The sequence below is a fragment of the Vibrio sp. OPT41 genome (assembly GCF_015163595.1).
Taxonomy (GTDB): Bacteria; Pseudomonadota; Gammaproteobacteria; order Enterobacterales; family Vibrionaceae; genus Vibrio; species Vibrio alginolyticus.
This window is the reverse complement of sequence record NZ_JADDYH010000059.1, coordinates 1-500: the sequence shown is the minus strand read 5'-3', so window position 1 is coordinate 500 and position 500 is coordinate 1. Positions and strand designations below refer to the sequence as shown.

Below are 500 nucleotides of genomic sequence, written 5' to 3'. Positions count from 1 at the left end.
GGGACGCTTACCACTTTGTGGTTCATGACTGGGGTGAAGTCGTAACAAGGTAGCGCTAGGGGAACCTGGCGCTGGATCACCTCCTTATACGATGATTACTCACGATGAGTGTCCACACAGATTGATACGGTTTATAAAGTAAAGAGATGATACTGGGTCTGTAGCTCAGGTGGTTAGAGCGTTCGCCTGATAAGCGAGAGGTCGGTGGTTCGAGTCCACTCAGACCCACCAATTTCTTTCCCAAGGAATTGGCGACAGTATCGACACCTTGATGGGGCTATAGCTCAGCTGGGAGAGCGCCTGCCTTGCACGCAGGAGGTCTGCGGTTCGATCCCGCATAGCTCCACCATCTTTAAGTGTTCTTGAAAAAGAATCTTTAAAAATGGTTTTCATAAGAAAATCTAGCTCTTTAACAATTTGGAAAGCTGACAAAACAATCTTTAAGATTGTTTGTAAAGTTCTCAATGTTTGTCTTTATGACAAACACCAAAAAACACATT

The 500-nt window shown here is 44.8% G+C and carries 2 tRNA genes and 1 rRNA gene; all 3 read left to right on the top strand.

Annotation, left to right across the window (positions count from 1 at the left end):
* A 16S ribosomal RNA gene (locus IQP38_RS21355) occupies window positions 1–87 on the top strand; the annotation flags it as partial.
* A 67-nt stretch (window positions 88–154) separates the two neighbouring features.
* Window positions 155–231, top strand: a tRNA-Ile gene (locus IQP38_RS21350).
* A 42-nt stretch (window positions 232–273) separates the two neighbouring features.
* Window positions 274–349, top strand: a tRNA-Ala gene (locus tag IQP38_RS21345).
* Window positions 350–500 lie beyond the last annotated feature (151 nt).